The sequence below is a fragment of the Cohnella sp. WQ 127256 genome (assembly GCF_024519285.1).
Classification (GTDB): Bacteria; Bacillota; Bacilli; order Paenibacillales; family Paenibacillaceae; genus Cohnella.
Genome location: NZ_JAMZCY010000001.1, coordinates 874,777 through 901,649, shown reverse-complemented (window position 1 = coordinate 901,649; position 26,873 = coordinate 874,777). Strand labels below are relative to the sequence as shown.

Annotated in this window: 33 protein-coding genes; 2 read left to right on the top strand and 31 right to left on the bottom strand. The window is 46.1% G+C overall.

Going from position 1 to position 26,873, the window contains the following annotated elements; all coding sequences use genetic code 11:
• Positions 1–54: 54 nt before the first annotated feature.
• The 3 genes from panD to panB are packed head-to-tail and all read right to left on the bottom strand — an operon-like array spanning position 55 to position 2,206.
• Positions 55–438, bottom strand: a complete 384-nt coding sequence (panD, locus tag M1K58_RS03800) for an aspartate 1-decarboxylase (protein ID WP_256757336.1) — start codon at positions 436–438, stop codon at positions 55–57.
• Positions 423–1,346, bottom strand: coding sequence for a pantoate--beta-alanine ligase (gene panC / locus M1K58_RS03795; RefSeq protein ID WP_256757335.1), 924 nt, complete (start codon positions 1,344–1,346; stop codon positions 423–425). Before panC ends, panD begins: the two co-directional genes overlap by 16 nt.
• Positions 1,343–2,206: a 3-methyl-2-oxobutanoate hydroxymethyltransferase gene (gene panB, locus M1K58_RS03790; RefSeq protein ID WP_256757334.1), complete on the bottom strand. Its 864-nt coding sequence runs from the start codon at positions 2,204–2,206 to the stop codon at positions 1,343–1,345. The genes panC and panB overlap by 4 nt, the downstream gene beginning before the upstream one ends.
• Before the next feature lie 68 nt (positions 2,207–2,274).
• On the opposite strand from panB, the gene M1K58_RS03785 reads away from it, so the two are divergent.
• Positions 2,275–2,460 (top strand): hypothetical protein, encoded by a 186-nt coding sequence (locus M1K58_RS03785; RefSeq protein ID WP_256757333.1) that lies wholly within the window; start codon positions 2,275–2,277, stop codon positions 2,458–2,460.
• 281 nt (positions 2,461–2,741) lie between these two features.
• On the opposite strand, the gene M1K58_RS03780 is transcribed toward M1K58_RS03785, so the two are convergent.
• The 8 genes from M1K58_RS03780 to M1K58_RS03745 form a co-directional block, all read right to left on the bottom strand.
• Entirely contained in the window at positions 2,742–3,719 is a 978-nt protein-coding gene (locus M1K58_RS03780) for a biotin--[acetyl-CoA-carboxylase] ligase (protein WP_256757332.1), read from the bottom strand.
• Between the two features lie 13 nt (positions 3,720–3,732).
• The gene (locus M1K58_RS03775; RefSeq protein WP_256757331.1) at positions 3,733–5,046 is read right to left on the bottom strand and encodes a CCA tRNA nucleotidyltransferase; all 1,314 of its coding nucleotides are present in this window, start codon (positions 5,044–5,046) and stop codon (positions 3,733–3,735) included.
• Between the two features lie 45 nt (positions 5,047–5,091).
• Complete coding sequence (gene bshA, locus M1K58_RS03770; protein ID WP_256757330.1) at positions 5,092–6,255, bottom strand: N-acetyl-alpha-D-glucosaminyl L-malate synthase BshA; 1,164 nt, start codon at positions 6,253–6,255, stop codon at positions 5,092–5,094.
• Positions 6,256–6,349: 94 nt separating this feature from the next.
• A complete protein-coding gene (bshB1, locus tag M1K58_RS03765; protein WP_256757329.1) occupies positions 6,350–7,060 on the bottom strand; it encodes a bacillithiol biosynthesis deacetylase BshB1 in 711 nt (236 codons plus the stop codon).
• Complete coding sequence (locus M1K58_RS03760; protein WP_256757328.1) at positions 7,050–7,490, bottom strand: methylglyoxal synthase; 441 nt, start codon at positions 7,488–7,490, stop codon at positions 7,050–7,052. The genes bshB1 and M1K58_RS03760 overlap by 11 nt, the downstream gene beginning before the upstream one ends.
• A 29-nt stretch (positions 7,491–7,519) precedes the next feature.
• Complete coding sequence (dapB, locus tag M1K58_RS03755; RefSeq protein WP_256757326.1) at positions 7,520–8,323, bottom strand: 4-hydroxy-tetrahydrodipicolinate reductase; 804 nt, start codon at positions 8,321–8,323, stop codon at positions 7,520–7,522.
• 4 nt (positions 8,324–8,327) lie between these two features.
• Positions 8,328–8,876, bottom strand: a complete 549-nt coding sequence (locus M1K58_RS03750) for a tetratricopeptide repeat protein (RefSeq protein ID WP_256757325.1) — start codon at positions 8,874–8,876, stop codon at positions 8,328–8,330.
• A 46-nt stretch (positions 8,877–8,922) separates the two neighbouring features.
• Positions 8,923–9,291: a nucleotide pyrophosphohydrolase gene (locus tag M1K58_RS03745; RefSeq protein WP_256757324.1), complete on the bottom strand. Its 369-nt coding sequence runs from the start codon at positions 9,289–9,291 to the stop codon at positions 8,923–8,925.
• 85 nt (positions 9,292–9,376) lie between these two features.
• Between M1K58_RS03745 and M1K58_RS03740 the strand changes: the two genes are divergently transcribed.
• A complete protein-coding gene (locus M1K58_RS03740; protein WP_256757323.1) occupies positions 9,377–10,246 on the top strand; it encodes a YitT family protein in 870 nt (289 codons plus the stop codon).
• On the opposite strand, the gene M1K58_RS03735 is transcribed toward M1K58_RS03740, so the two are convergent.
• The 20 genes from M1K58_RS03735 to trpD all read right to left on the bottom strand — a co-directional run bounded on the left by M1K58_RS03735 (position 10,200) and on the right by trpD (position 26,857).
• Positions 10,200–11,144, bottom strand: coding sequence for a sporulation protein YpjB (locus tag M1K58_RS03735; protein ID WP_256757322.1), 945 nt, complete (start codon positions 11,142–11,144; stop codon positions 10,200–10,202). The genes M1K58_RS03740 and M1K58_RS03735 overlap by 47 nt on opposite strands.
• Before the next feature lie 58 nt (positions 11,145–11,202).
• Positions 11,203–11,850 (bottom strand): DUF1405 domain-containing protein, encoded by a 648-nt coding sequence (locus tag M1K58_RS03730; RefSeq protein ID WP_256757321.1) that lies wholly within the window; start codon positions 11,848–11,850, stop codon positions 11,203–11,205.
• Positions 11,851–11,926: 76 nt separating this feature from the next.
• Positions 11,927–12,811, bottom strand: coding sequence for a menaquinol-cytochrome c reductase cytochrome b/c subunit (locus tag M1K58_RS03725; RefSeq protein WP_256757320.1), 885 nt, complete (start codon positions 12,809–12,811; stop codon positions 11,927–11,929).
• A 19-nt stretch (positions 12,812–12,830) separates the two neighbouring features.
• Entirely contained in the window at positions 12,831–13,502 is a 672-nt protein-coding gene (gene qcrB, locus M1K58_RS03720) for a menaquinol-cytochrome c reductase cytochrome b subunit (RefSeq protein ID WP_256757319.1), read from the bottom strand.
• Between the two features lie 19 nt (positions 13,503–13,521).
• Positions 13,522–14,055 carry a Rieske (2Fe-2S) protein gene (locus M1K58_RS03715; RefSeq protein ID WP_256757318.1) on the bottom strand — a complete coding sequence of 178 codons (534 nt, stop codon included), beginning with the start codon at positions 14,053–14,055 and terminating at the stop codon, positions 13,522–13,524.
• A 261-nt stretch (positions 14,056–14,316) separates the two neighbouring features.
• Positions 14,317–14,739 (bottom strand): DUF2487 family protein, encoded by a 423-nt coding sequence (locus M1K58_RS03710; RefSeq protein WP_256757317.1) that lies wholly within the window; start codon positions 14,737–14,739, stop codon positions 14,317–14,319.
• A 169-nt stretch (positions 14,740–14,908) separates the two neighbouring features.
• Positions 14,909–15,091: an IDEAL domain-containing protein gene (locus tag M1K58_RS03705; RefSeq protein WP_256757316.1), complete on the bottom strand. Its 183-nt coding sequence runs from the start codon at positions 15,089–15,091 to the stop codon at positions 14,909–14,911.
• A gap of 24 nt (positions 15,092–15,115) precedes the next feature.
• Positions 15,116–15,634, bottom strand: a complete 519-nt coding sequence (locus M1K58_RS03700) for a gamma carbonic anhydrase family protein (protein WP_256757315.1) — start codon at positions 15,632–15,634, stop codon at positions 15,116–15,118.
• A gap of 78 nt (positions 15,635–15,712) precedes the next feature.
• On the bottom strand, positions 15,713–16,930 hold the full coding sequence (locus M1K58_RS03695; RefSeq protein WP_256757314.1) for a hypothetical protein: 1,218 nt from the start codon (positions 16,928–16,930) through the stop codon (positions 15,713–15,715).
• A 224-nt stretch (positions 16,931–17,154) separates the two neighbouring features.
• Positions 17,155–17,760 (bottom strand): histidine phosphatase family protein, encoded by a 606-nt coding sequence (locus M1K58_RS03690; RefSeq protein ID WP_256757312.1) that lies wholly within the window; start codon positions 17,758–17,760, stop codon positions 17,155–17,157.
• Complete coding sequence (locus tag M1K58_RS03685) at positions 17,757–18,350, bottom strand: anti-sigma factor (RefSeq protein WP_256757311.1); 594 nt, start codon at positions 18,348–18,350, stop codon at positions 17,757–17,759. Before M1K58_RS03685 ends, M1K58_RS03690 begins: the two co-directional genes overlap by 4 nt.
• Complete coding sequence (locus M1K58_RS03680; RefSeq protein WP_256758225.1) at positions 18,347–18,943, bottom strand: RNA polymerase sigma factor; 597 nt, start codon at positions 18,941–18,943, stop codon at positions 18,347–18,349. The genes M1K58_RS03685 and M1K58_RS03680 overlap by 4 nt, the downstream gene beginning before the upstream one ends.
• A 502-nt stretch (positions 18,944–19,445) precedes the next feature.
• A complete protein-coding gene (locus M1K58_RS03675) occupies positions 19,446–19,706 on the bottom strand; it encodes a hypothetical protein (RefSeq protein ID WP_256757309.1) in 261 nt (86 codons plus the stop codon).
• Positions 19,707–19,873: 167 nt separating this feature from the next.
• Positions 19,874–21,010: a prephenate dehydrogenase gene (locus M1K58_RS03670; protein ID WP_256757307.1), complete on the bottom strand. Its 1,137-nt coding sequence runs from the start codon at positions 21,008–21,010 to the stop codon at positions 19,874–19,876.
• A gap of 4 nt (positions 21,011–21,014) precedes the next feature.
• Positions 21,015–22,112 carry a histidinol-phosphate transaminase gene (gene hisC, locus M1K58_RS03665; RefSeq protein ID WP_256757305.1) on the bottom strand — a complete coding sequence of 366 codons (1,098 nt, stop codon included), beginning with the start codon at positions 22,110–22,112 and terminating at the stop codon, positions 21,015–21,017.
• A 175-nt stretch (positions 22,113–22,287) separates the two neighbouring features.
• A complete protein-coding gene (trpA, locus tag M1K58_RS03660) occupies positions 22,288–23,130 on the bottom strand; it encodes a tryptophan synthase subunit alpha (protein ID WP_256757304.1) in 843 nt (280 codons plus the stop codon).
• A complete protein-coding gene (gene trpB / locus M1K58_RS03655) occupies positions 23,127–24,332 on the bottom strand; it encodes a tryptophan synthase subunit beta (RefSeq protein WP_256757303.1) in 1,206 nt (401 codons plus the stop codon). The genes trpA and trpB overlap by 4 nt, the downstream gene beginning before the upstream one ends.
• Positions 24,329–25,018 carry a phosphoribosylanthranilate isomerase gene (locus tag M1K58_RS03650; RefSeq protein WP_256757302.1) on the bottom strand — a complete coding sequence of 230 codons (690 nt, stop codon included), beginning with the start codon at positions 25,016–25,018 and terminating at the stop codon, positions 24,329–24,331. The genes trpB and M1K58_RS03650 overlap by 4 nt, the downstream gene beginning before the upstream one ends.
• Positions 25,015–25,821 (bottom strand): indole-3-glycerol phosphate synthase TrpC, encoded by an 807-nt coding sequence (gene trpC, locus M1K58_RS03645; RefSeq protein ID WP_256757301.1) that lies wholly within the window; start codon positions 25,819–25,821, stop codon positions 25,015–25,017. The genes M1K58_RS03650 and trpC overlap by 4 nt, the downstream gene beginning before the upstream one ends.
• A complete protein-coding gene (gene trpD / locus M1K58_RS03640) occupies positions 25,811–26,857 on the bottom strand; it encodes an anthranilate phosphoribosyltransferase (RefSeq protein ID WP_256757299.1) in 1,047 nt (348 codons plus the stop codon). The genes trpC and trpD overlap by 11 nt, the downstream gene beginning before the upstream one ends.
• Positions 26,858–26,873 lie beyond the last annotated feature (16 nt).

Genomic DNA, 26,873 nt, shown 5'->3' with positions numbered 1-26,873 from the left:
TTACGATGAAACTGTACTGCTCATTCTGCGTTGCAAGGAGGTGTTTCATACGTGTTATATAACGGTCGAATGCGGTTCTTCCGCCAATAATTTTACAACTTTATTATCCTCATCCAATATTGCCACTCTCGGATGATGTTGACGAGCTTCTTCATCGCTCATCAGTCCATAATTGATAATAATAACTTTATCACCAGGCTGTACAAGCCTTGCTGCCGCCCCGTTCAAGCAGATGACACCAGAGCCTCTAGGACCAGGAATCGCATATGTCTCAAAGCGAGCACCATTATTATTATTCACAATCTGAACCTTCTCATCGGGCAAAATATCGACCAACTCAAGCAAATCCTGGTCAATCGTTACGCTCCCAACATAATTCAAATTCGCTTCCGTCACCGTTGCACGGTGAATTTTGGCTTTCATCATTTGGCGAAACATGTATTTGCACCTACTTCCACTTGATTTATTAATTTATTATCTATAAGTCGGGTTTTACCGAATCGAACCGCAACTGCGATTAAGAGGTCAGATTCAGGTTGTACAGATCCAAGCAACATTTGATTGTCGATTGGGCTTAGATCAGGATAATTCAGAACATCAACATAATCAATATCAGCCAAAGGAACTCTGCTAATTTCTTCCTTTAGTCGAGCGATGAGTTGAGGAGCAGTTAACTCACTGTCTTGAATCCACTTCACAGCGTTGGACAATGATTTAGAGAGGATAAGAGCTTGCTTGCGTTCTTCCTGACCCAAATACACATTGCGTGAGCTAAGCGCCAACCCATCCGCCTCACGAATAATAGGACAAGGAACAATTTCGACTGGGACATTCAGATCTCGGACCATACTAGTTATGACTGCAACCTGCTGAGCGTCCTTCAATCCAAAGTAAGCTCGGTTTGGCTGCACAATATTGAAGAGCTTCATCACAACCGTTGATACCCCATCGAAGTGACCAGGACGACTTGTACCGCACAGACGATCCGTCACTTCGTTAACCGTAACAGTTGTCACCCTTTTATTCGGATACATCTCCTCAACCTGAGGAAGGAATACAATATCTACTCCTGCTTCAGCTGCAACAACGAGGTCGCGTTGTTCATCTCTTGGATATTTATCCAAGTCTTCACCAGGACCGAATTGAATCGGATTGACGAATATACTCAGTACGGTTAAGCCATTATCGGTTACCGATTTGTGGAGTAAGGATTTATGGCCTTCATGTAAAAAACCCATAGTAGGCACTAATCCGACAGTTTGGTTATCTGGATTTGCCTTTCTAAAAGAAGCGATCACTCGTCTTAATTCAGCTATCGTACGGATAATTTGAGGATATGTTGTCATTTCCCTTCTCCTCCATAAAGCTTAGCCACACTGTTTGAAGAGGAGTTTTGATCCAATGGGAACGAATGCTTCTCCTCTGGAAAAGCTTTCGTCTTCACTTCATCTACATATTGGGTAATCGCGCTCCGAATCGTATCTCCGATATCCGCGTAGCTTTTTACCATTTTTTTGTCCCTGATTCCGGAACCATAACGCAGAAGATCATGGTATACGAGCACTTGTCCATCGCACACACGACCTGCCCCTATCCCAATTGTCGGTATACTAATCGAATGCGTCACAGCCGCCGCTAGCTCCTCTGTAACGAGCTCCAGCACGATTCCGAATGCACCAGCCTGCTCAAGTGCTTTCGCGTCCTGTAGCATCTTCTCGGCTTCCTCGTGACTTTTCCCCTGCACCTTGTATCCACCTATCTGGTGAACGGATTGCGGAGTCAGGCCTAAGTGTCCGAGTACGGGAATTCCCGCCGAAGTTAACAGCCTAATTTCGTCGGCCAGCTCCGCTCCTCCCTCAAGCTTTACAGCATGAGCACCGCCTTCTTGCATGAGCCTTGCCGCATTGCGAAACGTTGCTTCCGGCCCTAGACGGTATGTTGCGAACGGCATATCGGTCACGACCATGGTGCCGGGTGCGCCGCGAACGACCGCTCGTGTATGGTAAATCATATCCTCAAGCTTCACAGGAATCGTTGTGTCGTAACCAAGAACCACATTACCTAAAGAATCGCCAACCAGAATCATGTCGATTCCAGCTTCTTCAGCTAACATCGCAGACGGATAATCGTAAGCCGTCAGCATTGCGATGGGTTTGTTCTGGTTCTTCATCGCCTTCAGACGTGGAAGAGTTAATGCTTGTTTCATGGGGGTATCCTCCTATTAATTACAGGATATAACAACAAAAAAACCCGTTTTTGCCATGAGCAAAAAGGGTGTCCATTCAACATAGAACGTCCATCACGTCCTTCTGTCTCGGTCCTTTCGGCTCAGAGCAGAATCCGCCGCGAATCATTCACGGTATTGGCTTGCTGTTCGTGGTGCTGTTAGTGGTGCAGCTACTACTGTTACTGATTCCGTTACTTGATAATCTTCATTGTCGGCAAGTGCGGTTCGCTTAATAGGATACCACCTTGCAACGAGATTATAACAGAAATCGGGTTTATCGTCTATGTACAATTATACATATTGCTCGCTTTTGCCTCTTGTTGGGTAACTCACAATAAGTACGCACCAGTTGCTACTTTAAGCCGCTCGCGGCGGTCTAATCCGCATTCCCATGCACCATATACAGCTACAACCGTCCGCGGCGGCCAAACTACTACTCCATGCGCGATGCGTGTGATTCTGTTTGGACTAGCCGATTTAAACCATAAATGAAGCAGAAGCCTTCCTACCACAACTAGTTTCGATTTTCGCTAATTTCAGCCGAATATATCGTTCGGAAGCTGCCATCAGCCAGCTCGACCCGTAATCCACCCATCTCATCCAAATTACGTGGAATGCCTTCGATCGGTCCTTGAGGTGTATGCAATAAGGTTTGCTTATTCAAGGTGACCGAATGAGCCTCCCATAAGGAGCGAATAGGTGCGAAGCCCTGTTCCAGATATAATTCATATAACTGTTCGAATTGTTCGAGGATACTTACAATGAGCTCACTGCGATTAATGATTGTCCCTGTAGCCATTTTCAAAGAAATAGCTTTGATTAAGAGCTCCTCAGGATAATCTTCCGCATCGAGATTAACTGAAATCCCCATGCCGACGACCACATAACGCAATCTCTCATCCTCGGCTGCTGATTCCAACAATATTCCACTAATTTTCTTACCCCCAACAAGCAGATCATTGGGCCATTTAATCCCAATCTCGACCGGAACGATCCGAGAAATGGCTCGGCTTAATGCAACCGCAGCGAGCAGCGTCAGTTGAGGTGTCAACGGCAACGGTACTGGTGGACGGAGGAGCAGACTCATCCATACCCCTTTGCCCGCTGGTGACACCCAATGCCGCCCCATTCTCCCTCGTCCGCTCGTCTGTTGCTCGGCAATAACAAGCGTCCCTTCTGCAGCACCTTGCTCTGCCAATCGGCGAAGCTCATCCTGAGTGGAAGGGATAACATCAAGCAAGCGTAATTGGTGTCCGAATTGTTTGGTTTTAAGCTTAGGAAGCAGCTCTTGAATCGACAATCGCGAAGGCTTGCCCACTAATTTGTAACCTAGGCGAGGCACAGCCTCAATAAGGTAGCCGTCCGCTTCTAGCTTACGAACTTGTTTCCATACCGCAGTACGACTGACATTAAGCTTACCGCTAATTTCTTCGCCAGATACATACTCACCGGCCCCGGCTTCCAATAGACTCAACAAATTTTCCTTGCTCACAGCCTATTCTCACCTACATTTTCCTATTTCCCATATTTTCTTTCGCTGCCACGAGTAGCGAGCCCTTATCATTAGGTACGTAACCTAATGCCACATCCTCCAAGAGCTCTTGTAATGTAATTGCAATCCATGGCCCAGGAGCTTGACCGATATAGCTTACTAGCTCGTCACCGCGAACATTCAACTCCGAGATTGTACTGACCAGAATTTCACTCAGCCATTCTCTAGCTTCTGGAACGAAGACTCCATTGCAAACTTCATTAATTTCCAACCAATCCTCTGCAATAGAACGTCCATAAGCGAGAACAACTCGAATCCAGCCTTCTTTGAAAGATAGCTCCTCGTAAGTCACCATTTGCTCGTTCATTCCGACAATTCCAACTATTCGCGTTGACCTGCGTCCACTCATTCTCAGCGTGTGACACAGCTCATCGCTATCCTCTTCGCTAATGCGCATTCCGATTAACAATGCCGCCCACCGCATATCAGGATCAAACAACAACGGGAGATTGAGGATATTACCAAAGGAGCTTTCATCTGCAGCTGCCATTCCCCATTTATCCCATTCCCAAGATAGCTCGTTAAAGCGATACTGCTCAATAGCATGTTGCACAGTTTCTGGTAACGGATCCTTCACATTTGTCAGAAGTCCGCTCTTGAACAAATAATGGCAAGCTTGCTCCGGTCCGCTACCTGCCATCATCTTGTCCCATTCTGAACTTACACGTTCAATCGCCACATGCTTCAGGTTTGAACGATGTTTAACAATGGCTTGCCATATGTCCGGTAACAGCACGAATTCGAATTCTGCCCCGAAACGAATAGCTCGAAGCATCCGCAGGGCATCTTCATTAAAGCGTTCAGATGCCTCGCCAACGCAATCAACGACTCCCGCTCGCAAGGCATCCTGCCCTCCGAACGGATCGACAATTACACCTTCTATGCCGATAGCCATCGCATTAAAGGTAAAGTCCCGCCTCGCCAAATCTTCTCTCACATCAAGAACAAACTCAACTTCATCCGGCCTACGAGAATCAGAATACCCGGATTCCTGTCGGAATGTCGTTACTTCAAAGGAGCGACCGCCTTCCAGGACCGTCACAGTACCATGCTTCAAACCGGTTGGCACAGTTCGATCGAACAAAGCGATAACTTCCTCAGGCTTCGCCGAAGTCGCAATATCGATATCATGGAGACTTCTCCCCATCAAATGATCCCTGACACATCCACCGACCAAGTAAGCCTGATATCCACTTGCTTCAAGCTTTCCAACGACTTCAAGTCCTTCTGCCCACATCAGTTCGTCAGCATTAGGTTCGTTATTCATAACTCACACACGTCCTTCGGTCAAACGGTCAATTTCATCGATTCATTAAATATTACAGACTGGCACAGGAATAGGCAAAGGCATTCCGAGTACCCGATAATAAATTTCCTCGTATTGGGACGTAATGAGCTTATCACAAAAAACATTGTGCGCCCGATGCAAGCAAGCTTCCCTAAAATCACTATACAGCTTCTTGTTCGTTAGCAGCTTAAGCGCGTTATCCGCCATATCATCCGTATTCCCAATTGGAGATAAGAACCCTGTCTTCCCATGCTGTACAAGTTCCGGAATGCCCCCGGCAACAGAACCTACTGTTGGAACTCCACAAGCCATCGCCTCTAAAGCAACCAAACCAAAGCTTTCCTTCTCCGATGGAAGCAGCATGAGATCCGCTAAAGAAATGACTTGAGCGACGTCGTCCTGCTTACCGAGAAAATGAACACGATGCCCCAAGCCTAACTCTTGGATTTTTTTCTGTATTTTAGGCAAATCAGGTCCTTCTCCAACTAGGATAAGCTTCGAAGGGATTGCAGCATTAACCTTAGCAAATACGTCCACAACGTCAGAAGTCCGTTTCACTGGGCGGAAATTGGAGATATGCATGAGTACCTTCTCATGGGGCTCCGCATATTCCCTGCGTAAATCCGTACACTCACGCGGATAATAAATCCGTTTATCAACGAAGTTATATGTTAAATCTATAGGCTCTTGGATATCTAACAATTCACGTGTTTCATTAATCAAATCACGACTTACCGCAGTGACCGCATCACTCTTGCGAATGCCGAGTCTGATAATATCTTTAAGTGTTTCATCTTGCGCTAGCACAGTAATATCTGTGCCATGCAACGTTGTCACTACCTTCAGATCATCTCCAGCCATCTGCTTCGCTAATATCGCGCAGATCGCGTGTGGTACGGCATAATGAACGTGGAGTAAATCCAGCTTCTGAAGTCTTGCCACTTGATTCATTTTACTTGCTAACGACAAATCATAAGGCGGATACCGGAACACGTAATAATCCGACACTTCAACCTCATGATAGAAAATATTGCGATCGAATTTACCTAAACGGAATGGAATACTATGCGTTATAAAATGGATCTCATGGCCTTTCTCAGCCAGTAATTTGCCTAGTTCAGTTGCAACTACGCCGGACCCTCCAAGCGATGGATAACAGGTTATACCTATTCTAAGCGGACGGTTCAAGTCGATTCCTCCATTCGGAAACGATCCAATAGGGCGTGCCTCCAGCATCGTTTGTCGGTCATCAATATAGATTATATTCCCGCATTAATTATGATTAGAAGCGCTGAAGAGCAAACGGACCCTTGGCAATAAAGCCTTCAGCGTATGTAAATTTCTTAGCTTGTCCAAGCAAACGATCTCTAGCTACTATGTTGTCCAAATATGCTCCAGTAAGCGGGGTTTCCACCCAGTCCACTTCATTTCTTTCGGGCATAAATTGAGAACGATAAGCCTTCAACGCATTCATCTTGATGTCGTGCACCTCGCTAATATCGATCAATAGCTGTGGAGGATGGGCATCATTAATAAAATAGAAAAATAACTGCTCCACCGTCCATGCTGGAAGCTCGGGCAAGTACCTTCTCAATTTCGCGTTAAACACAGCTTCTTCCGCCATGCGGCTACAAGTAATATGATCTGGATGACGATCAACGAAATAAGGTGCGAATACAAGCCGAGGGCGATACTTACGAATAGCAGCTACCATGAAGTCCGTTTGCTGAGCAATGACACATAAGCCTCGGTCAGGTAGACCCAGATTATCGCGAATCGACAATCCTAGCACTGCAGATGCCTCAGTTGCTTCTTGCTGCCGGATTTCCACATTTCCGTTAGAAGACATTTCGGCATATGTGAGGTCTATGATGCCCACAGTAAAGCCATCCTTCACATGTTTAGCAATCGTCCCGCCCATGCCAATCTCCGCATCATCAGGATGCGCAGCAAACACGAGCATGTCTAGTTGCATCTCTTCGTTAGGCTTCATCTGTAAGTAATCCTTCTACACCTGGCTTGTATTTATGTACGAGCTCGCGCCAAGCAAAATCCCCACGCTCCACCGCTTTAACAAGCAGCTCCCCGGTTGCTACATTCGTCGCCACAGGAATGCCCTGCACATCACACAACCTTAAGAGAGCAATAATATCCGGCTCATGCGGCTGCGCCATTAACGGGTCTCTGAAGAAGAGAATGAGATCCATAATATTCTCAGCTACTCTTGCTCCAATTTGTTGATCCCCACCGAGTGGACCAGACATAAACCTGTGAATTTTTAAGGACGTATTTTCCATAATCCGAGTACCTGTCGTTCCTGTTGCATAAAGGCGATGACGCTTCAGAACATGCTCATAGGCAATGGCGAAGTTAACCATCTCGTCTTTCTTGCGGTCATGGGCGATTAAAGCGATATCTATCATGAAAGTTCATCTCCTCAGCTGAAGTTGATCTAATCCAAGAAATGCTCAAAACCATACACCATGCCGGTAACAGACATGATTTTCTTAATTGCGGTATTCACACCTGGCATATATCCCGCTCGATCATGCGAATCGTGACGTATTTTTAGCGTCTGTCCGAATGCACCGAACACAACCTCTTGCTGCGCAAATACGCCAGGTAAACGAACGCTATGTATACGGAAGCCGTTGTAATAACCACCTCTTGCTCCTTCGATCACTTCTTCTTCATTTGGATTTCCTTGACGTATCTCCTGCCGAGCTTCCGCAATCCATTCCGCAGTTTTAATCGACGTTCCCGAAGGTGCATCTAATTTTTGGTCGCCATGGTATTCAATGATTTCTACATGGGGAAAATATTTGGCAGCCATTGCCGAAAACTTCATCATGAGGATCGCTCCTATAGAGAAGTTCGGTGCGATCAATCCGCCGATTCCTTGATCTCGACATTGCTTGTCCAGTTGTTCGATTTGCTCCGGAGTAAAGCCTGTCGTACCCATAACAGGACGAACACCGTAAGCTAGCGCAATTTCCGTATGGGGCATTGCCGACTTGGGATTAGTAAAATCAACAAGAACATCTGCTTTACAAGCGGCAAGAGCTTCTGCAAGGTCAGAGGTTACGATGACACCGGTATTGGGTTTACCAACTAGTGTACCGGCGTCAACGGGACCTGCTGAAGTTGCGATAGCCGCGACAAGTTGCAATTCAGGATCTTCCAACACCATTTTAACAACTTCCCGGCCCATTCGTCCGGCTGCACCAGCAACAGCGACATTAATTTTCTGAGACATTAGATCACCTATTCCTTTTCGAATGATAATACGAATATTGTTGTTTAAGAAGACGGCGCCTTTCAGCCCGAACTTCGTGCAGCAGACGTTTGGCTTCCTCGTGCTGTGGCTCAAGCAGCAAGGTGTCTCTTAGAGACTCAAGAGCAAGCTTGTAATTCCGTTGTAACCGGTATAATATTCCAAGTAATAATCTGGATTCTATAGACAACGGATCAAGCTGCGCTGCTTCCTTCAAGAGCTCCAAGCATTTGTCTACATCTGGAGAGGTCTGTGATAATAAATGTCTGACTTCAGCAACTTTCATTCTGGACATGATCATCCGGACATTTAATTGATAAGCCGATTCACCAGGATGAAGCTCAACAGCTCGCTGCGCATAAGACATAGCTAACGAGAGCTTCCCACTTCTAGCGCAAGTAATGGACCCGCTATAGAGATAAGCCGCATTATCGGGTTCTGTCTCAATGGCTCGCCCGAACAAAGTGATAGCTGATTCGAAATCCCCATGATAAATGGCTTCGTAAGCTTGTCGGATGAACGTTTCCCCATCCATACTGACCATCCTCCCTTCATAGCGGGGATAGATCAGCATATGAGCTTCAGCTGTTATCGGTGTGCATCTTCGTCCAACGATCCGCATCGCGGGTATTAAATTTATGCATGACCTTACGATGTGCTTCCGTTAAATCGATACCGAGAGAATTCGCAAAGCAAGTCACTATAAATAAGATGTCACCAAGCTCTAATTCGATGGAATTATCGGCTTCATCCTTTTTTTTCGGTTTCTCGCCGAACTGGTGATTCACTTCACGAGCCAATTCTCCAACCTCTTCTGTCATTCTGGCAAGCATCGACAAAGGAGAGAAATAACCTTCTTTGAATTGCGAAATATAGGCATCGACATCAAGTTGGATGTCGGCCAGGGTTCGTTCAGTTAACTTCATGTCGGTAATGCGAGATTGTCCCATCGTCCTCTTCCTTTCTTGATGGTGTCTATCCTATGTTAGCGCAAGATGTTTACGAAGACAAATGCATTTTTGGAGGAATCGTCGGATGAATCGAACCTTATTGTGGAGCAACGTCAAATCATGGTGCATGTTAATCGCAGGAACAGCGCTTTACGCTTTCGGTCTGCAATATTTCATCATACCCAATCTCCTTATGGAGGGTGGAGTAACGGGTATAGCTATCCTCTTGAATTATGCCTTAAATCTTCCGGTATCTCTAACCTCGCTCCTTATTAACTTACCCCTATTTTTCCTAGGCTGGCGTCAGCTTGGAAAACAAGCGATGATCTATACCTTAGCTGGCACATTGCTACTTTCTTTTTTCCTATGGATTGCTGAAATACTCGTCAACAGAGGCTGGTTAACTCCTTTTCAATCTGAACAGGACTTTATACTGATCGTGCTTTATGCTGGAGTGACCTTAGGAACAGGTCTTGGACTCGTCTTTCGCGCTGGAGGGACTACGGGGGGCGTAGATATTATCGCGAGGATTTTGCAACGGTTGAAGGGCTGGAGCATTGGTCAGATCATCCTGAGCTTAGATGTATTGATCCTCGGTATTTCCCTCTTATTTATCCCTAAGGAAAAAGTACTCTACACACTTGTTAGTGTGTTTATCGCATCTAAAATCATTGATTTCATTCAAGAGGGCTCTTACGCAGCCAAAGCATTCACGATTTTATGCCATACACCGGAGAAGCTGGCCAAAGATATCACAAGGGAGCTTGATCGTGGCGTAACGCTAATGCCCGCAATCGGAGCCTACTCCGGCGAAAATAAAACCATCGTCTATTGTGTGGTCAATCGGTTTGAAATTGGCAAATTAAAAAGCCTCATCCGTCAACATGACCGGAGGGCTTTTATAGTCATTAGCGACGTTCACGACGTTCTGGGGGAAGGCTTTCGGGATGAATGATTGAGATTCTGTATCTTCTCCATCCAACCCACGTTAGAATCGTGACAATGAATGAACCCATCATTGCCGACCATCCCCAGGACGGTGGAGCAACGCCGATAGGAGTAACTATTGTGGTAGACACTTCCTTGTTAAAGGGAAACAGATTTTCCATAGCCTCCTTGAGAGGTGCTATTGTGCTTTGTAACAGCTGTACATTTGGAGATTTCGCATCATAGATACGACCTGCGTAACGAAGAACAGAATCGCTCCATTCCACTTTCCATGGCTCTGATTGAAGAATAACCGCAGTCCGTATGACCCGATAATGCTCAGACAACAGGTTATACGCTTCATGTACAGCATCAGAAACAGAACCTGATGCTGCTGCATTCTGTGATATCTGTGAAATGGATTCATTGATCTTTACAATATCCTCTTGCAAAATCGCCCGATAGCGGTACCAGATCGGTGCATTAGGATGCACCAGTGCATCTGCAGCTAATCTCAGCTCTGCTGCGCCAGACTTCCACTTCAGCATGTCAGGCTTTACCGCCGCAGTAATCCTCTTCATCTCCGTGATGCTATGTGCAAGTGCTTGAATGCCTTCAACAGTCGCAATCTCTTTCATCGGTAAAAGAAGAAACTGTTGTTCAATCTCCTGCAAGTCTCGAAGAGACTGTTCGAGGTCTCCTTTGTTTACTGCAATATATAACGTTTCTGTCGCAGCTAGGAAACGATTATAGGCAACTCCAGTTGCAGAAGACTTGTCTATTGAGGTTAACTGATCACTTTTATTCGTAACGCCACCCCATGCGACTGAAGGTGCGATAATTAACATTCCCAATACCCCTACTATCAATAAGCCCGCCAACGGGAGGCGGCGTCTATTGCGCCACCGAGCTTTAAACAACAACACGGACATCCCCTCCTACCCCATGGATATGAGAAGATGTCCGCATTTAGAACAACTTGTCCTAATTGACCTTGTTTTTGACGAAGGCAAACTTCGCAATTGCTGTGGCGAGAACGCTTAGCGCTGTTAATAAGAAAGTAAACAGTCCAACGTAAAATAAATCATCCATCAGCTGCGATGGTAAATACGGGAATACGTCGAAGCGATAGTCCACGGTATCATTTAAGAAGGTCCAAGCTGCCGCTGCCACAAGCGCCATACCACCGAAAGTAAAAAATCGAGCATATAGCAGTGCTGTAACCGCCATTGCAGAATGGCCTATGATCAACATCCAATCCTGCCATTGCAATATGCTTCCTTGCGCTTGCCCTGCGAATATAATGGCTGTTGCCCAAATTCCATATTTGACCGACGTGACTACGCCAAGGGTTTCCACAACCCCACGAATTCCGTTTACCCATCCCTTACTAGAAGGCCTAGGAGAAACCCAAATCCAAATAATAGCCAGTGCAAAAAATAAAGATGCCGTTGGACTATCTGGAACAAAAGGAATTTGCCAATGTGGATGAGTATTCCAAGTGCTTTCCAGTTGATCCTTATACCAATAGTATCCGTATAACGTCCCTGGAATATAGATCAACAATAATAACAGCAAGGTTGTAGGATGAAGCAATATGTTACGAGAAAGTAGCCATTTCAGCCAGCTCATGAACGCTCGTCCTCTCCAAATCATAGCTTTATAAAAAAACCTGACCAGTTACGGTCAGGTTTAGAGCAGATGCGGATTATTGTGCTGCTTCTGCTTTTTGTTTGGAAAGCCAAGTTGCGACTTGATCGATTTGTTCTGCCGTTAATGAGCCATCAGCTCCACCAAACGGTGGCATACCGGCTCCTTTACCGTTCGTGACGATTTCAACGAGTTCTTCCTTGCTCAGAACGTCGCCAATCCCTGTCAAAGCAGGAGCGCCAGCGCCTTCAAGCTCAGCACCATGACATGCAATACATTGTGCTTGCGTCATCGTGTCAGTGAAAGCTGGATCGTCGGCTGCAACCATAGCAACGACTTTCTCTTTACCCGGAATAGGACGTGGCTGACCTTTCGCCACTGCTTCTTCCGCTTTAATCTTGCGCTCGATATGTTCAGGTACTGTTCCCGATAATGCCAACTCGTGCTCGTAGTGATCCCAAGATACCCAAGTTAAGTAAGCAACTGCTACTAATGAAACTAACATTAGTGAAGAAGCAATCGGGCGACGATAGAAGCGACGCTCTTTGCCTGTATCCAAAAATGGAGCAAGCAACAAAGCGATAAAAGGAATACCTGAAAGTCCAAGAACACCAAGAACGAGATAATCACCTGAAGCATATGGGTATTTCAGTAGCTGATACAAGAACAAGAAATACCAGTCTGGCATTGGAATGAATGCGCTATTCAGCGGATCCGCCGGGTAACCGAGCGGAGCTGGTTCAGCAATGACCAATGTCAAGAACCCTACTAGTGCGACAACTCCGACCATCCATTCTTTCAATAGAAAGTTCGGAATAAAAGCCTCTGACTTTCCAGGAAATTCAGTATAATCTGGAGGCGTTACATTAGAGTAATCACGTTTACGAATACGTGAATCGCCTACATATAGAACTTTTTCGTTTGGATCCTGTTTATGTGCCACCGATAGTCACTCCCCTCTCTTACAGCGGCCCGGAAATGCCCTGTTTTCGAATCATAATGAAGTGTCCGGCAAGCAATGCTAGCAATGCACCAGGCAAGAAGAACACGTGGATAGCGAAGAAACGAGTCAGTGTTTGTGCACCAACAATCGTACCACCATTCATTAACTCTTTGATGTAATCGCCTAAGATCGGCACTGCACCAGCAATTTCCAGACCAACCTTCGTCGCGTAATACGCTTTGTTATCCCAAGGAAGCAGGTAGCCTGTAAACCCTAGGCCCAACATAACGAAGAAAATCAACATTCCGACAACCCAGTTCATTTCACGTGGTGCTTTGTAAGAACCTGTGAAGAAAACACGTAAAGTATGTAGGAACATCATTACAATAACAAGACTTGCTCCCCAGTGATGCATACCCCGCACGATTGCTCCGAAAGCAACCTGATGCTGTAGGTAGTCAACGCTATAATAAGCATTGATAATGTCTGGGACGTAATACATCGTCAAGAACATCCCCGAAAGGATCTGTATGACGGTAATAAAGAACGTCAATCCGCCGAAGCAATATACAAAAGCAGAGAAATGATGCGCCGGGTTTACGTGCTCAGGAACCTCATGATCGGCGATATCTCTCCACATCGGCGTAATATCGAGACGTTCGTCGATCCAGTTATACATGTTTTTGAACATAGGATGAGACGTCCTCCTTCTATACGCGACTATTCGCTTCTATCGGTCCGAGATAAACCCAACCATTTTCCGATTTGACTTCATACTCGTCTAACGGCTTTGGTGCTACCTTTAATGCTTTACCATCTTTCGTGTAACGTGCTCCGTGACATGGGCAATGATACTCGTTCGGCGCTTCTTCGCCGCCCCAGCTCACCATACAGCCCAAATGCTTACATACAGGAGAAAGCGCGTAGATCTTGCCATCATCGCCCTTCGTAATCCATGCAGCAAGCTTCGGATCGCTTTCGTACCAGCCATCTACCTGATGAATCTTGAATTTCACTTCGGTAGGCTCATTCGTCACCTTACTTTCCTCGATGACTTTCACGAATCCGCTTTTTTCTCTTTTCTGCAATATAGGATCTACGGCAAAGCGGATCATAGGTAAAATGACCCCGCCGGCCATAAAGGCTGTTGCTCCGCCCAGTGTATACGCTAAAAATTGACGTCTCGTCATTTCTTTGCGCTTAACCGGTTTGTGCGTAATTTCCTGCTGCTTATTGTGGTCCATTCGTTCTACCCCCTTTGCCACACCAATCTTTCGTCCGATAAGGACATTAACATTTTGTTCACAAGGACATACCTATAATATCCCACGCGCTATGGAGCGTCAAGAATAGGGGCAGGAGTTTCCATCCTCAGTGGGTTTAGCACAACTAAAATGTTCTCAAATTGTCACATTTCCCCGTTAGTTGTGTCTGTCTATTGTTTACCCTTCATAGCCAACCTTATTCGTGTCCTTAGAAGGATTACAATAATAATAGCAAAATGATTAAGCAGTTGGCTTCCGCCACAAATCAGCAACTCTCTTACTAATAAGCGGACTATCCGGTTCAACTTCTTCTGCACCAGGATAAATGATTAGATCTGCATTTATGTATTCTTTCGGTTCTAGGGATTGACCGCTAACGATAATTACATAGCGAAACCCTACTTTTCTCCAATTGGCAATTAGCTGATTAATTCTCTCCGTCTGTTCGTTGCCATCCGCATCGTAATGGAATGCCGGCATTGTAACCGTTCGTCCCTTGAAGGCTTGCTCCAAGGGCGCTAGCCATTGTCCTGTACGTGCTACCTTATCTGTAGCCTCCCAAGGTGACTCCTCACCAGTCAAGCCAGACAAGGGAATAATGCAAGTATCCAGATAGGGTTGCAAGTCAGGCCAGCTAGCCTCATCGATCTCACTAAATTTCATTTCTCTTCTTCACTCCTCGAACATTTTAACCTTTATATCCACCTATTTTCATCGTACCCCAAAAGAGAGAACAATTAAAGCGCCATTCTTGACTTTTGACGATATGACAGGTAAAAACCCGACCCAAATGGGCCGGGCTATCCAACCGAAATTACGATTCTAATCTGATCTAGCTCTGGATCGACTTTAATTCCTCTGTGAGTTGCCGAAACGTTTCCACGTCACCTTGCGCGAGCGCATCATCGATCGCATGATATATTTTCTCCGTCCGGTAATTGCGCAGCGCTTCGTCTAGGACCATTTCTGCCGCCAATCCCAGCATCGTCTCGTAGGCGACTTTCATGTTGTCCATTCGTTGCACCTCCGTAATCCGGCATTAGGGCTCTTCTTGGGGGCTCCTGTATTGCTCGCCCTTGCTCACATAACTGTCCGTCGTCCGCTTCATACGCTGCAAATCCTGCTCGGTTAACTGTCGAACAACTTTTGCTGGCGATCCTAAACATAAGGTTCTAGGCGGAATAACCTGATTTTCAGTTACAAGTGAGCCGGCCCCTACTAAAGCATATTCACCGATGTCTGCCCCGTTCAAGACGATAGCCCCCATGCCAATCAATGTACCATCGCCTATTTTACACCCGTGTATTATTGCCGCATGTCCTACCGACACACCATCACCGAGAATTAACGGTTGATCTGTGTTCACATGACCGACGACACCGTCTTGAATATTACAATGCTTGCCAATTACAATCGGTGCTAAATCTCCGCGCAGTACCGCATTAAACCAAACCGTGCTCTTCTCGCCTATGGAGACATCGCCAACAATTTTGGCACCTTCAGCTACATAAACATCAGTCGCAAGTTGAGGAAGCTTCCCTTGAAATGGCAGTTGCATATCTATTGACTCCTTTTCTCTTCTGAAGTGCAGAAGGGTCGGTTTTCAAGAGATTGTAACAACTGACATGAAACAATGTCAAACCATTGGACTACCCAGGATCAGTGTGTCTTCGAACGCTAGAGAATTACCAGATACGAGCATTTTTCCTTGTGGTGTTATCCGCACGACCTGATCCCCATCTTCCGTCTCCCCCCAGGTTATTATCCCTAGATGCATGAGCATATTGAGCACTCGATGCTCTAGAATATCTTTCTGAGTATCGTAGTAGTAAGAGCGGATCAGGGGCTGGAGGATCAGATTCATCGAATCAACCGTTACCCATTCCGTTGACAACCGCATAACCCACTGCACTAAGGTAGATAGATTAGGGATCGGCCCTTTATAAAGCCGGAGCCAGAATCGATACAGCTTGGTTGGATTCGGCTTCACCAAACCATCGGCAATATTACGCCCTTCCGAGGTAAGAGTGAGACTTTCCGGTTGTTCGATAATGTACCCTTCGTAAAATGAATAGTCGTACAGCAAGGAAAAACGATCTGGGTAATCTCGAAAACGTCGACCATAACCAAAGCGCCACCCACCACGAGTTGGAATCGTCTCTTGAATGGAGAAGCAATCCAATGCTTGCGTGATCTGTCTCTTGTATAACACCCCTTCAGAGGTCAAAGGCAGATCGTTGTCGCGCACATACCGAAGAAAGTGAACAATATCCTCTACAAAGAGGCTTCTTTCATCTCGATACACCTGCGGTTCATTCACTGAAACAAGTGTTTCTCTATAACGCCGTTCTAACGCATCACATAGCCGATCTTTCACATCTTCAGGAACTTGATAAAGTAATTTTGTTTGCTGTGAGTAACCGTTGAACAACCAACCGAATTTCTTGAATCTTGAAATGGAAAGTCGCGCCGTCTCATCCGGACTTGGAGGTGGCTTCTGCACGATATTTTTCCCTTTACGAGAACGACTTCCGGCTTGGGGAGTGACAATAAGCATGTCTTTCGAAACTGTTGTTTGATCAGCCAATGTGGACTCTCCAGCTAATGCTCTAGCCTTTAATTCCTCTAAGCTGTACGATGCCCTTTTCTCAAATACGAGAGAATTCAAGAAACGTAAGTCGTTCCCCGTCATCTCACTCACCCTTGACTCCATCACATCTCGTCTTTGCACCGTTGTAAGAATGGATTGTATTAACTCATTCTTGGAGTGACTGCTACAGGTACAATCATAGGCTTCGGCAATTCTAGTCAGCTCAGCAATATCTGTATAACAGAGCATGTCGGCTAAATTCATCAGCATTCCTCACTTTTGTGGAGGATTTACTGAACAGTATTGTCGCGCGTGGCTTGTCTTAAACGTGTTGCTTCAGAGCAACATCAAAAATAAATCGATCGAAGAATGGGGTTCAGCGCGAAAATAATGGAGAGACGTGACGGGATATAGAGGTTTGCTACAAAGATTTAAAATAGAAAAGTGGTGTTGCAAGGGTTGATATCTTCCCGCAACACCACTTACATTTATGACTTATTTATAGAAGCGTCTGTAAGGTGCATCGTACAATTGTGTAGTAAAGGCTTCCAGCTACCCTGTAGCTGCTCAAGCACTGTTAATGACACATTGCGTAAGTGTGAATCATCAAGCTCCGTACAAAGGGATTGGAGCAGTCTAGCAAGGAAGCTGCCATGAGTAACGACAAGCCATGCTTCTCCTTGATGCTTCAATGTGAACTCATTAACGAAATGATGCCCACGGGTCCTAATCGTATCATCACTTTCCTGATCCGGAACTAAACGGCGCCAATCTGCTCCCCAACGAGCTATTCGCTCACCTTCTGTTGTTCCTTCCGCAGATCCAAAGGACCGTTCCCTTAATCGAGAATCTTTGATTAGCGGGATTCCTAATCGTTCTGCTAGTATTTCACTTGTTTGTACAGCCCGTTCTAGGTCACTGCAATAAATTCCGTTCCAAACATTGTTCTCCACCACTAGCCTGTCAGCAAGTAGTCGAGCTTGTTTCAATCCTTCAGTGTTTAATGGAATGTCTGTCACACCCTGGATTTTGCCCTGTTGATTCCAATCCGTGATCCCATGTCGAACCCACCCCATACGTGTAGCTATTGTCATGATCGAACACGAGAAAACCAATTCATAATGAGCAGCGTCATGATCATACCAACAATAGAGAGGGCAACCCAATATTCTGGCATAGCAGGGGATACATTAAGCATGATGGGGTCGCTTAAGCTGGCAACGGGAACATCGAGATGAATACTGTCTCCGAATTGGTGACTAACCGCAAATGCATTCGCTGATTTACTTACACTCCCACTTGAGCCACTATTTTGACCAAATGCAGCATAGAGAAATCCGCAAACAAATAGCGCAAATAACGCGGCTAAAACACCAGCAACCTTCTTCTTGAAGGAGAAGGTGAAAGCATAAGTGCGTCGTACTGTCGGCATAAACCAATTTTGTTCAGCGTATATACGATTCATTACATTCTGATTAACCCATTGGGATGTCACGGGCTGGTCTTCCTGTACGTCATCCATTGGAAATTCGTGAATGAGCAATGCGCTTTCTTCCCACATACTAAACTCTTCTGCACATTCCTTACATTGCTGAACATGCACATCAACGGCGAGTCTATCATCGGAATCCTCAGGTAAGTCCTGATAGATACCAAACCATTCCCCGGCCTCTTCGCACTTCATCGCAGCTTCATCTCCTCGTACTCCTTCATCATGGCCGGTTCTGTAAAGTACGATTCCAATTGTGTCTTCACACTGGCCCTGGCCCGGAATAGCAACGATTTGACGGAACTGACCGTCTGACCCAAGATGTTGGCGATTTCTTGGTAGTCCATTCCATCATATTCTCGCAAAATAAGCGCTGAACGCTGCTTCTCAGGCAAGCTATTAATGGCTTCTCTCACCATTGAAACCTTCTCGTTGCGCAGCAAACGCTGCTCGGGTGCCTCTTCTGCAGGGGCGGCTGGTATGTATGTGGAGTCGTCGAGCGAAATATGCGCTACTTTCTGCTTGCGCAATTCACTAAGAACCGTATTACGTGCAATTGTATATAGCCAAGTAGAAAAGGACGCGTCTACTTCCCGGAAGGAATGTAAACTTCGATATGCCTTGTAAAAGGTTTCAGAACTAAGATCTTCAGCTAGCATTTCCAGCTTGGCACTCTTAAGCATGTGATATACGAAAGATAAGATTTTCTTCTGATAACGTCCCATAAGTGTTGAATAAAGTTCTACATTACCGTCTTTAATTTCCCGTATTAATTGGGAATCGGTCATCATGTCCGCGACCCTCCCCCATGTCAGGGTGAAACGTTCGCAGCCGGTAGTCTTACTTATTGTACCGACCAGAAACGAAAAAGTTGCGCTAAGCAGCGCACTGAATTTTTGTAAGCCAGTATTTTACAAATTCTATATGCTATTGTAACACAGGTTGCGTTAATTTTAGCTTAAAAATTTCTCAAATTTTAGAGTGAAATCCACCCTATTTATACCTTATTAATGTAAATGTCGATTTAGACAAAAAAAATCCACCCCGCAGGGTGGTTGCACATAGTGCTAGGATTGGATAGGAGTGGAGAGAAACCATACTATATTCATATTATATGTATACGTTTTCATTTTGTCAATAAGCGCTTACATTTTTTTATATTTTTATTTTTTGAAGCATTATTCGAGTGGTAAACCTGCGCTGTAGCGGCGATTCGGACGGTTTAGTGGGTCTTGGTTGTGTCTTTTGGGTGCGTTAACGTCTTTGGTGAAATTTGGGGTGAAGTTTTCGTTAAATATCGGATCTTGGGACGTTATTTCGGTTAGTTAGCTTATCTGGGTCGTTACTTGCAGCCAATAACTTCCAAGTAAGTCCGACTCGCGGACTTACTTCGAGCATTTGGGTTACTTCGTGCTGGATAAGTCCGCCTCGCGAACTTACTTCGAGCATTTGAGTTACTTCGTGCTGGATAAGTCCGCCTCGCGGACTTACTTCGAGCATTTGGGTTACTTCGTGCTGAATAAGCCCGCCTCGCGGACTTACTTCGAGCATTTGGGTTACTTCGCGCTGGATAAGTCCGCCTCGCGGGCTTACTCTGTTCAATCGAGAAAAAGTTAACGGTTTGAGAATACTCTCCTTGTTATTCCTGCTGGCTTAATCATTCTGAAAAAAGAAAAAGGAATCAGCATCTTCGATGCTAATCCCTTCCTCTCCAACTCTTACATATGAACCTCATACTGCAAAGCCTTCAACAAGACCGTTGCCTTATCTAAATCATCGGACTGCTTGAAAGACAACCGTAGAATGCCCGGCACGTCTTCTCTGCTCTCGATAATTTGCAGATTGCTCAAGTTTATTTTAGCTTGACCAAGCTCAGTCGCAATTTTACCGATAATGCCTGGATGATCCGGTACGTCTACGTAACATTCGTATAGCGATGTGATCATCCCTTTGCGGCGTTCCGGAAGCTGACTACGGAACTGGCCAGCGCGGCGGAACTGCTCCACCACTCCATCCCCGTCTTCCTGCTCTAACAATTCCGTGAAACGTCCCATCTCAGCTTGCCAATCTTGGATAAGCTTCAGGATTACTTCACGGTTGTTGATCAGAATATCTCGCCAAATTAAAGGGTCGCTAGACGCGATTCGCGTAATATCGCGAAATCCACCTGCTGCCAATCTACGGTACAGCTCGTTCGTTTCATTGTAACCCGCAATTTGATTGACCAATGCAACAGCGATAATATGCGGCAAATGACTAATTGCACCTACAATATCATCATGCTGGATGGCGTCAGTCTTAACAATATGTGCTCTCGTCCACACTAACAACTGCTCAAGTCTACTCACGTAATGAGCCGGAGTACCCTCTACAGGTGTTAACACGTAAAAAGCATTTTCCAACAAATAGAGACTTGCAGCCTCTACCCCAGAGCGCTCAGATCCGGCCATAGGATGTCCACCGATAAATACAGCACCATGCAAAGCAAGCTTCTCCGCATGATGGACTACTGAAGCTTTCGTGCTCCCTACATCGGTAATGATACAGCCCGGTTTAAGCGGAAGCTTGGACAACTCATCCACATACTCCTCCAAACGTCCGACAGGGACGCATAGAAACAGGAAATCCGCATCCTTCGCTGCTTCAGGGATCGAGGTTGTCGCCCAATCCACCACACCACGTGCAACGTATTTCTCTGTTGACGCTGGATTAATGGAATGACCAACGACTTCAACACCAGGCTTCCCTTTAAAGCAAAGCGCCAACGAGCCTCCGATGAGACCTACTCCGAAGATCGCGATTTTAATTGGGTTTGATTCACTTATTTCAGTAAAGTCGCTAAACTCTCCGCTCATGCCTTCACACCTTTACCGCGATTTCTTGCAGCACGGTCGTCAGTGCAGCGATAACTTTCTCGTTCTGTTCTTGGTTTCCGACTGTAATCCGAATATAGTTCGGGTACAGCTTATGACCTGCTCTTATAATAATTCCTTTACGAAGCAAAGCTTCGAATACTTCTTGGCCCGGTCTCTGAACGTCCACCATAATAAAGTTTCCGTATGCGGGAAAAGCCTGTAAGCCCAGCTCCACGAAAGAACGATTGAAGTAAGCTAAACCTTTCTTGTTCTCTTCGCGGCAAAAAGCGACGAATTCTTCATCCTGTAAGGCAGCTACAGCAGCAGCTTGGCCGAATCTGGACGTATTGAAAGGCTCTCTAACCTGATTAATGCTACGAATGACATCTGCGCGACCTATTCCGTAGCCAATCCGCATAGATGCCAATCCATATATTTTGGAGAATGTACGTAGCAAGATTACATTCGGGTATTTATTTAACAGCTGTATGCCGTCTGGGAAAGAAGGATCATCAACATATTCACAATAAGCTTCGTCCAATACGACGAGTACATTGCTTGGCACCTTAAATAGGAATGCTTCAACTTCAACCGCTGTATTAATCGTTCCGGTTGGATTGTTCGGATTGCAAACCCAAATAATTTTGGTCTTGTCCGTTACACGCTCAAGCATTGCAGGAAGATCATGAGTCCCTTCCTTTAGTGGAACCTCAACGATCACTGCGTTCTCAACTTGTGCATTATGCTTGTATATAGGGAACGTCTGATCCGCCATGATCGTCTCATCCCCAGGTACGAGGAATGCGCGAGCGGTCATGAGGATGACTTCATCGGAGCCTGCTCCGAAAATGATCTGATCTGCATTGACGCCATGATACTTGGCGAGCGCATTTGTTAACTCAATAGCAGCTCCATCCGGATAAATGCTAATATTCTCTAGTTCGCGAGCAATGGCTTCTTTGACTTTCGGAGAGCTACCAAACGGATTTTCATTGGATGCCAGTTTAAGCACTTCAGTCAATCCAAGCTCCCGCTTCACGTCATCGACGGGTTTACCAGGTTGATAGACAGGTAAATGAACAATATTCGGTTTCGGTTGCATGAGTTTCCCTCCTGAGATACGACAAACGGAGCGATATGAACTCCGCCTGAGGCGGAGCTTCGGGCGCTCCGTATGGAAATGTATATTATATTGTGACACACCAATGCGGCACTGTACAGAAGACTTTTTGAACCTATCATAAAATAATTAATTCTCGAACCTATTCAAGACTTTATCACACTTGTTTACGAGGCTTCAAGCCTGCGATAAAGTCCTGAACAACTTGAAGACCTTGCTTACGCTCATCTTCATTACCCGACGTCAGCTGCGGAATCACGTCCTCCACTTGACGAACGATGGCACTTCCCACGATAACACCATCACACTGGCCAGCAAAACGCTCTGCATGCTCACGAGATGAGATACCAAACCCGACACAGATCGGTACGGAAGCTGCTCTACGAACCGTGCTCAAGAACGAATCGATTCCTTCGTGGAACGTGGAGCGAACACCCGTAACCCCTAACGAGGATACGCAATATACGAAGCCTTTGGCTTGTGAAGCAATGCGTTCTACTCTTGCTTCGGAGGTCGGCGCTACAAGAGGAATCAAATGAATGCCATTCACTTCAGCTAGTGCACGCATCTCGGAATCTTCCTCTAGCGGCAAATCAGGAATAATAATTCCACTAAAGCCATGTTCCTTCAGCAGTTCGAAGAATCTCTCCAACCCAAGCTGAAGCGCTGGATTAAAATAACTAAACAAGATGAATGGCATCTTAACGCCGCGCTCTCTCGCTTTCGAAGCAACAGCCATGCAATCCGTCAGGCTAATCCGATTCTTAAGCGCTCGCTCAGAAGCCCGTTGTATAACTGGACCGTCCGCAAGTGGATCTGAATAAGGAATACCGAGCTCGATCATATGCGCTCCCGCTGCCTCTGCAGCCTGTACTAGAGCAACCGATGTTTCCAAATCTGGATCGCCCATCGTCATGAAAGGCATGAGTGCCGTTTCCCCTCTAGCTTTCAGACCGGCGAAAACAGTATCGATAGCGTTGGGTGTTGTTATCGTACTCATGATTGCTGTCCCTCCTCTACTGCAAGATAAGACATAATGGATTCAACGTCTTTATCCCCACGTCCGGAAAGACTCACTACAATAATCTCATCTTTGCTCATTGTCGGAGCAACCTTCAGTACTTGAGCGATCGCATGTGCCGATTCAAGGGCAGGAATGATCCCTTCCATACGAGAAAGAATGTTCAGCGCATCTAATGCTTCCTTATCTGTAATCGGAACATATTCCGCACGATTGGTGTCTTTTAAGTAGGCATGCTCTGGTCCAATACCCGGGTAGTCAAGTCCAGCGGAGATGGAGTGGGCAGGCAATACTTGTCCGCCTTCATCCTGTAGGACGTAGCTCATCGAGCCTTGGAATACTCCTGGACGACCTTTCGTCATCGTTGCAGCATGCTCTTCGGTATCAACGCCCCGACCAGCCGCTTCCACACCAAGAAGACGGACACCGGTATCCTCGATAAATGGATGGAAAATACCGATCGCGTTACTTCCTCCACCAACGGCTGCTACTACGAGATCCGGTAGGCGACCTTCGGCTTCTAAAATTTGCTCACGAGATTCCAGTCCGATAATGCGTTGGAAATCGCGAACCATCATCGGATAAGGATGAGGACCCGTTACAGAGCCGAGAATGTAATACGTATCGTCAACGTGACTGACCCAATAGCGTAGTGTTTCGTTACAAGCATCCTTCAGCGTACGGGTTCCTGACATAACAGGAATAACCTCAGAGCCGAGCAGCTTCATACGGAAAACGTTCAATTGCTGGCGCTTCGTATCCTCTTCTCCCATAAAAACTTTACATTCAAGCCCCATCAGAGCAGCAACCGTCGCAGTAGCAACACCGTGTTGGCCCGCTCCAGTTTCGGCAATAACCTTCTTCTTACCCATGCGTTTGGCAAGGACGGCTTGTCCGATTGTATTGTTAATTTTGTGTGCCCCGGTATGGTTAAGATCCTCGCGCTTCAGATAGATTTTAGCTCCACCTAGATGCTGCGAAAGTCTTTCTGCATAATACAATGGCGTTGGACGACCTGAATATTGCTTGAGCAAATACCGGACTTCCTCTAGGAAATCAGGATCGTCCTTATATTTCTGGTAAGCTTCCTCTAGCTCGATTAAAGCGTTCATTAACGTTTCTGGAACATATTTCCCACCAAAAGGACCAAAGCGTCCGTGCTGATCTGGTACTTGACTCATGAGCTTTTCACCCTTTCTACGAATGCGGTGATTTTATCGTTATCCTTCACCCCGTCTGTTTCCACACCGCTGGAAATATCGACACCATCTGGATGATAGTTTGTAATTAATTCGTCTGCGTTATTAGGAGTAAGACCACCTGCTATGAACAAGACTAGGCCATTACGATTTGCAGCCTCTTGATAAGCCGGAATGACCTCCCAGCGAAAAGCTTTCCCCGTTCCGCCGCCTGCCGTATCCAGAAGGATCGTAGAAACCGCGTCCTTGTATGCTGTGAGTCGTTCTACGCCTTGTACGGAATGCGTTTGATCGATTCCCTCTGCAACAGGTAGCGCACGCCACACGTCAACCTTGAAACGCTCACGAACCTCTCGACAAAATTCTGGCGTCTCTTCTCCATGTAGCTGTATCACATCAAGCGGCACGATGGACAAGGTCTCTTCAAGCTGTTCTATGGACGGATTGACGAACACACCAACAGTTAGCGGAGGCTTTCCATTTGCCATTGGAATTTGTTGTGAGATGTTGTGGAGTTCAGCTGCTTGAAGTGGAGAAAGCTGCCTACGGCTCTTGGCAAAAACGAAGCCAATATACTCAGTAGGAAGTCCTTTCATCCCACGCAAGGTCCCTGCATCCATAATACCGCAAATTTTCACCATTGACTTCAACGGCAGAACATTCGTCATCCCGCGACTCCTTCTTTCGTAACTGGACTGAGAAGCTCATTCACAGCCACCTGCACATTGGATTGACGCATGAAATGCTCACCAATGAGTACAGCTTGAGCGCCAGCATTACGAACGAACGCAACATCTTCCGTGGAAGAAATTGCACTTTCACTCACCGCTACAATTCCCTTAGGCATCATTCCGATCAGCTCTTCCGTTACTTTCAAGTCGGTAACGAACGTTTTGAGATCTCGGTTGTTCACACCAATAAGCGATGCCTTGCCGATATCTAGTACTATATCCAACTCTGGACGGTTATGAACTTCGACTAGGACGTCTAACCCCAAATCACGGGCTAACGTATAGAACGATGACAGCTGGCTTTTCGTGAGAATAGCCGCAATCAGAAGAATGGCGTCCGCACCAATGAGCCGAGCTTCATAGATTTGACGTTCGTCAATGGTAAAATCTTTGCGTAGCAAAGGAACTTTGACTTGCTCGCGGATTTGCTTTAAGTACTCATTGCTGCCTTGAAAATAATCGGTATCCGTCAGTACGGAGATACAGTCCGTTCCTGCGTTCTCGTAATCTAGAGCTAAATTAACCGGATGAAAATCTGGACGAATAAGTCCTTTCGACGGACTTGCTTTCTTCACTTCAGCGATAAGGCCTACAGGACGATTACGTCCGATTAACGCTTGTTCGAAGCCGCGACAAGGCTCCATATCGGAAATTGTCTTCTCTGCTTGATTAATCAATAAGTTTTGTCTTAGCGCCGTTACCTCTTCGCGCTTGGTGGCGACGATGCGATCAAGAAACATAGCTCACTTCTCCTGTCGTAGCAATCCATTGCTGCAATTTATTATCCGCAAGACCAGCGTCGATCGTAGCTGCGGCAACTTTCACACCATCCACTAACGTTTCAGCACGACCAGCGACATAGATACATGCACCTGCATTCGCGAGCACAACATCGCGATAGGGGCTCTTCTCTCCACTGAGCACTCTACGTATGATTGCGGCATTCTCAGTTGCATCTCCACCTTGAACTTCCCCAAGTGGAATGGTCGACAAGCCGAGTAATTCAGGTGTGATGTCGTAAGTAATAACCTCACCCTCTCTCAGCTCGGATACTTGGGTCGGCGCTGAAATACTGATTTCATCTAGGCCATCGTGGCTCCCCACGACCATTGCTTTCTTTAAGCCAAGCCTAGACAACACTTCCGCTACCGTCGCTGTCCGTGTACGATCGTATAATCCGATCAACTGGCGATCCGCATTAGCTGGGTTAGCTAACGGTCCTAGCATGTTGAATATCGTGCGGACACCTAGCTCTCGCCGTGGAACCGCAGCATGCTTGAGTGCAGGATGATAGAGCTGAGCGAACATAAAGCATATGCCAGTCCGTTCTAAACATATTGCCGCTTGCTCTGCAGAGAGATTAATATTAACGCCAAGCGCTTCTAGAACGTCAGCGCTTCCCGCTTTACCAGACATTGCTCGATTGCCATGCTTGGCTACTCTTACACCAGCTGCAGCGGCAATAATGGCTGAAGCTGTAGAGATATTAAACTTATGAATGCCGGAGCCGCCTGTTCCGCACGTATCGAGAAGATCATGATTTTCTGTCGTGACATGATTGGAGAAAGCTCTCATCGCTTCGGCAAAGCCCGTAATTTCACTCACAGTCTCGCCTTTCATACGAAGGGCAATGACTATTCCGCTTATTTGAGCAGGCGTTGCTTCTCCTGTCATAATCGTTGTCATCGTGCCGAATGCCTCTTCATGTGTTAGATCTTGGCCACTTGTCAGCTTGGCTAATACCTGTGGCATCGTTAACTTCAGATTGTCACTCATAGCTCCAAGTTCCCCT